This is a genomic window from Streptomyces sp. NPDC079167 (assembly GCF_040686735.1).
Taxonomy (GTDB): domain Bacteria; phylum Actinomycetota; class Actinomycetes; order Streptomycetales; family Streptomycetaceae; genus Streptomyces.
Genome location: NZ_JBFBLO010000002.1, coordinates 769647 through 775646 on the forward strand (window position 1 = coordinate 769647; position 6000 = coordinate 775646).

Below are 6000 nucleotides of genomic sequence, written 5' to 3' on the forward strand. Positions count from 1 at the left end.
CGCGGGGCGGCTCGCCCCGGCCGTGGTGACCGGGGCCCTGGCAGCCTGCGGCGGCGAGCGGCGAGTATGTGCTGATGTACGTCTCCGGAACGGACCGCCCCGGCCCGGGCCCCACGCTGGCCCAGCTCCTCGCATTGATCGCCGCCGGGACGCTCGATGTCGTCGTCGCCCCGTGCGGCACCGGTGTGCCGGTGTCCGACGTGGTCCTGCACGACCCGGGTGAGGAGCGGGACGAGGAGATGTGGGCGGCCACCGGGCTGGTCCTGCTCGCGGTCGGCGTCGAGGTCGCCGCGCCCGAGGCGGTCGACGTGCTGCGTGCCGCGGACCGCGCCGGGGCGGCGGCCGTGGTGATGCGGCATGGCGCCCGGGGGCCCCGGACGGCTCTGCTGGAGGCGGCGGAGCGTGGGCGTACGGCGTTGCTGACGCGGCGGCCCGGGCAGGGCTGGACCGAGGTGCTCGGCCGGCTGCGGACGGCACTGCTGCACAGCGTCCCGGGCGGGTCGGCGGATCCGGCCGGGGTGAGCGGGCTGCGGCTGGGTGATCTGCCGGGTCTGGCCAACACCGTGGCGGACCTCGTCGGCGGCGCCATCACGATCGAGGACCCGCAGTCGCGGGTGCTGGCGTACTCGCGCATGGACCACGAGCCCGATCCGATGCGCAGGCTCACGATCCTCGGCCAGGAGGTGCCCCGCTGGCGGGTCGCCGAACTGCGGGAGAGCGGCTTCTTCCAGGCGCTGTGGAACACCGACGACGTGGTGCGGCTTCCCGCCGACGAACGGTACGCCGAGCGGCTGGCGGTCGCGGTGCGGCACGGCTCGGAGGTGCTCGGCTCGATCTGGGCCGCCGCCGACGGCCGGCCGCTGGCGGAGGACGCGGTGGCAGCGCTCCGGACGGCGGGCCGCGCCGCGGTCCCCCATCTGTCGCACCACCGGACGTGGGGCCGGGCCGCCGCCCGGGCGCGCGAGGGGGCGGTGCAGGCGCTTCTGGCAGGCAGTGCGCAGGCGGCGCACGACGTCGGGATCGCGCGGGACCGGCCGCACGCCGTGATGGTGGCGGAGGCGTACGACGGCCGGGACACCGCACCGGGGGACGCCGGCGAACGGGTGCTCGACGTGCTCGCGTTGCAGGCCGCCGCCTACCGGCCGGGATGTGTGACGGCCCGTTCGGGGCGGCGGCTGTACGCCGTGGTGCCGGCCGCGGACGGGGAGGCGGACCCCGCGCGCACGCTGTTGGCGACGGTCCGTTCGGTGCCGCGAGGCGTGGTCTTCGCCGGCGCCGGCCCCGTGGTGGCGGACCTCGCGGAGCTGCCCGCCTCCCGCGACGCCGCGGAGCTGGTGGTACGCGTGCTGAGGGAACGGGCCACGCGGCTGCCGGCCGGCGCGGCCGGGTCGGCGGTGGCGTCGTACGAGGAGGTGGAGTCCGAGGCGGTCGTACTGCGCCTCCTCGACCGGGTGGAACCGCTGTGGGGGACGGTGTCCGGCCCGGTGCACGCGATGGTGGAGCACGACCGGGCGCACGGCTCGCGGTACGGCGATTCGGTCGCCGCGCACCTCGACGCCTTCGGGGACACGGCCGCGGCCGCGCGGCGCCTCAATGTGCACCCGAACACTCTGCGGTACCGGCTGCACCGGGCCAGGGAGCTGTTCGGCGTGGACCTGGCCGATCCGGCCGTGCGGCTCCTTGCGGACGTGGGGCTGCGACTGGGCCGGCGTACCGGGTGAGCCGTGGCGGGAGGCCACCCGGCGTCATGATCGTTCAGATGTGCTGCCGTACAGGGATGCCGGTCGGTCCTGGTGGTGTCCGACGAAGACGCGCCGGGCCCCGCGCACGGAAGCTGGTCGCGACGGCCCGCGGCTGGACGAGCGCGGCGTACGAGCGACCTCTCACGTAGGAGTGTGTCTCAGGTGACATCCGGTTCGGTCCCCCGGCGCGTGCGCGCCCGTGAGGCGGCGCTCGCCCGCGCCGTAGAGGAGGGGCTGCTCGGCCCCGGCTCGCCCCTGGTCGGTCTGCTCGACGTCGACGGGGTGCTGGCGGCGGTGGACGCGCTGAACGAGGCGTTCGAGGGGCCGGCCACGGTCCATCACACGTTCGCGGCCAAGGCGTGCGGGCTGGTGCCGGTGCTGCGGCTGCTCGCCGACGCCGGGATGGGGTGTGAGGTCGCCTCGCCCGGCGAGCTCGAACAGGCGCTGGCAGCCGGCTTCACGCCCGACCGGCTGGTCTTCGACAGCCCCGCGAAGACGGTCGAGGAGCTGGAGTTCGCGCTGGAGCACGGGATCGCGATCAACCTGGACAACTTCCAGGAGCTGGAGCGCGTCGACCGCCTGCTGGCCGGCCGCGCGCCCGCCGGCCCGGTGGGACTGCGGGTGAACCCCCAGGTCGGCGCCGGCGCCATCGGGGCGATGAGCACCGCCACCGCGACGTCCAAGTTCGGCGTCGCACTGCGCGACCCGGGGGCCGTGGAAGCGGTGATCGACGCCTTCGCCCGGCGCCCCTGGCTCAACCGCCTGCACGCGCACGTCGGTTCCCAGGGCTGCCCCCTCCCGCTCATCGCCCAGGGGGTCAGCGCCGCGTACGAGCTCGCGGAGCGGATCAACAAGCAGGTGGGGCATGCCCGGATCACCGGCCTGGACATCGGCGGCGGGCTGCCCGTCAATTTCGACAGCGAGGACGACCGCCCCACCTACGCCGACTACGTGGCCGAACTGCGCGACGCCGCCCCGGGGCTCTTCGACGGCCGCTACGTCCTGGTCACCGAGTTCGGCCGCTCGCTGCTGGCGAAGAGCGGCACGATCGGCTCGCTCGTCGAGTACACCAAGTCGGCCGGCGGCCGACGGATCGCGGTCACCCACGCCGGAGCCCAGGTGGCCACCCGCACGGTGTTCATGCCGGACGCCTGGCCCCTGCGCGTCGGCGTGTTCGACGCCGCGGGCCGCCCCAAGGAGGGGCCCCTCCAGGTCGTGGACGTCGCGGGGCCGTGCTGCTTCGCCGGTGACCTGACCGCGACGGCACGCGAACTCCCGGCGATCGAGCCCGGGGACGTGGTGGCGCTGTACGACACCGGGGCGTACTACTTCTCCTCGCACTTCTCGTACAACTCGCTGCCCAGACCCGCCGTTTACGGCTATCGCACGGATGCCGCCGGGCAGGTACGCCTCGCCACGGTCCGCGACGCCCAGAGCGTGCGCGAAGTCGTCGAGGAGAGCGGCCTCACCCACGCGGGAGCTCTCGTGGCGCTGTGAGCAGGCAGCGGCGCCCCTCCGCTGAACCGCCGAACGCCGGACCGCCCGCCCCTGCTGCCAGGGGCGGGCGGTCCGGCGCCAGGACGCGTGTCCGTCAGGCCTTCGCCCCGACGACCGTGACCGTGTACGGCTGGTCCGTGTCCGTCGTGACGCGGACCTCGCCGCCCTCGCGGACCACCTCGTAGGTCGCCGCCACCGCGCCCGTACGGTCCGGAACGGTCACCGTGCGGGTGAAGTCGCCCGTCCCGGCCGGGGCGAACACGCGGAGTTCGAGGCCGTCGAGCCACTCGCCGTCCGGGCGGGTCTCGTCGGCGCCGAGCGCCAGGACCGCGCCCTGGCGGACCAGCAGGGGCAGGCTGTCGAAGCCGTGGGTCTCGCGGCGCCAGGCGGGGCCGGTGACCGTGTCGCCCGTCAGCAGGTGCGTCCAGGTGCCCTCGGGCACGTAGTACTCGACCTCGCCGTCGTCGGTGAAGACCGGGGCGACCAGGACGTCCGGGCCCAGCAGGTACTCGCGGTCCGCGGTGCGGGCCGTCGGGTCGTCCGGGAACTCCAGCAGCAGGGGGCGCATCGTCGGGACGCCCGTGCGGTGGGCCTCGACGGCCACACCGTAGAGGTAGGGCATCAGGCGGTGCTTGAGTCGGGTGAACTGCCGGGCCACGTCGACCGCTTCGTCTCCGAACTCCCACGGCACGCGGTACGACGACGAGCCGTGCAGCCGGCTGTGCGAGGAGAGCAGGCCGAAGGCGAGCCAGCGCTTGAAGACGGCCGGGTCGGGGGTGCCCTCGAAGCCGCCGATGTCGTGGCTCCAGAAACCGAATCCGGACAGCGACAGGGAGAGACCGCCCCGCAGGGACTCCGCCATGGCCTCGAAGGAGGACCAGCAGTCGCCGCCCCAGTGCACCGGGTACTGCTGTCCGCCCGCGGCGGCGGAGCGGGCGAAGAGGACGGCCTCGCCCTGGCCGCGCTCGGTCTCCAGGAGTTCGAAGACGGCCTTGTTGTAGAGGTGCGTGTAGTAGTTGTGCATGCGCTCGGTGTCGGAGCCGTCGTGCCAGACGACGTCCGTGGGGATGCGCTCGCCGAAGTCGGTCTTGAAGCCGTCGACGCCCTGGTCGAGGAGGACCTTGAGCTTGCTCTGGAACCAGGCGGTGGCCTCGGGGTTGGTGAAGTCGACCAGCGCCATGCCGGCCTGCCACTTGTCCCACTGCCAGACGTCGCCGTCCGGCGTGAGGACGAAGTAGCCCTCGCGTACGCCCTCTTCGTACAGGGCGCTCTTCTGCCCGATGTACGGGTTGATCCAGACGCAGATCTTCAGGCCCTTGGTCTTGAGCCGGGCGATCATGCCTTCCGGGTCGGGGAAGACGGCCGGGTCCCACTCGAAGTCGCACCACTGGTACTCGCGCATCCAGAAGCAGTCGAAGTGGAAGACGCTCAGCGGGATTCCGCGCTCGGCCATGCCGTCGACGAAGGAGGTGACGGTGGCCTCGTCGTACGACGTGGTGAAGGAGGTGGTCAGCCAGAGGCCGAACGACCACGCGGGAGGCAGGGCGGGGAGGCCGGTGAGGGCGGCGTAGCGGCTCAGGACGTCCTTCGGGGTGGGGCCCGCGACGACGAAGTACTCCAGCGTCTGGTCCTCGACGCTGAACTGCACCTGGCCCACAGCCTCGGAGCCGACCTCGAAGGAGACCTTGCCGGGGTGGTTGACGAAGACGCCGTAGCCGCGCGAGGAGAGGTAGAACGGGATGTTCTTGTACGCCTGCTCGCTGCTGGTGCCGCCGTCGGCCTGCCACATGTCGACGGTCTGGCCGTTCTTCACGTACGGCGTGAAGCGCTCGCCGAGGCCGTGGACGGTCTCGCCCACACCGAGGGCGAGCTGGGCGAACATGTGGTGGCCGCCGCCGTCGACGGTGGCGAACGCGCTGCCCTTGCGGCCGGCGGAGGTCAGGACGCGGCCGTCCGCGTCGAGGAACTCCAGTCCGAAGGTGCCTTCGGTGGGCAGCCGCAGGGTGAGCGGGCCGCTGGTCAGCTCGGCGGCCGCGCCGTCGGTGCGGGTGGTGGCGGCGGACTTCGGGGCGGCGCCCGGCAGTTCGAAGTCGGGGCCCTTGCGGCGCTTGCCGGCGTGGTGGGTCAGGCGCACCGCGATGACACCTTCCGCCGGGGCGTGGGCCTCGACGGTGATCAGCGGGGCGTTCAGGGTGTCGCCGCGGCGCTCGACGCGCTTGACGGCGGCGTAGGCGGCGAGACGGTCGTCGTCGAGGCGGACATCGCGGACTTCCGTGGCGTACGAGGCGTGCACACCACTGCGCATCTGCCAGAAACCGTCGGTGAACTTCATGGGGGTGGTCCTTAGCCGATCCGGGGGTGCTGGGCGGGACGTCAGGGCGCCTGCGGCGAGCGCGGCTGCGGGTCCTCTCGATTTTGATCGTACACAAAACAAATATGGCCGAGAAGAGTGGTGGGCAGCAGGAATTCCCGTATTGCCCGAGAAACCGAACCATGACACAGGGGCCCGGATCTGCCATGTTTGCGCCATGTAACCGACACGTCACGGAAATGGTCTAGAAACGATTGGCTGGATGGCGTATTAGTACTGCAAGCAAACAAATTGGCCGGTCCGGCGGAGCTGTCGTCGGGCCTGACGTCGAGCAAGAGGCTGTGCAATGTCGGACCGCTTCACCCCCACTCCCGCGGACAGGTTCACCTTCGGTCTCTGGACCGTGGGCTGGCGTGGCAACGACCCGTTCGGTGACGCGACGCGTCCCGC

3 protein-coding genes are annotated in these 6000 nt (G+C 72.5%); 2 read left to right on the plus strand and 1 reads right to left on the minus strand.

Translation table 11 applies throughout. The features are described from left to right. The first annotated feature begins 74 nt into the window (after window positions 1–74). Together AB0P41_RS07685 and AB0P41_RS07690 are read left to right on the plus strand one after the other, a co-directional pair. Entirely contained in the window at window positions 75–1721 is a 1647-nt protein-coding gene (locus AB0P41_RS07685; RefSeq protein ID WP_365930719.1) for a helix-turn-helix domain-containing protein, read from the plus strand. Between the two features lie 183 nt (window positions 1722–1904). Beyond that, on the plus strand, window positions 1905–3239 hold the full coding sequence (locus tag AB0P41_RS07690) for a diaminopimelate decarboxylase (RefSeq protein WP_365930721.1): 1335 nt from the start codon (window positions 1905–1907) through the stop codon (window positions 3237–3239). Window positions 3240–3333: 94 nt separating this feature from the next. Here the strand turns inward: AB0P41_RS07690 and yicI are convergent, their stop codons facing one another. Next, the gene (gene yicI / locus AB0P41_RS07695) at window positions 3334–5571 is read right to left on the minus strand and encodes an alpha-xylosidase (protein WP_365930723.1); all 2238 of its coding nucleotides are present in this window, start codon (window positions 5569–5571) and stop codon (window positions 3334–3336) included. Window positions 5572–6000 lie beyond the last annotated feature (429 nt).

What these genes read in the sequence shown, in the direction of transcription:
- yicI (WP_365930723.1), bottom strand. Translation starts at nt 5,571, where the DNA reads ATGAAGTTCACCGACGGTTTCTGGCAGATGCGCAGTGGTGTGCACGCC.
- AB0P41_RS07685 (WP_365930719.1), top strand. Translation starts at nt 75, where the DNA reads ATGTACGTCTCCGGAACGGACCGCCCCGGCCCGGGCCCCACGCTGGCC.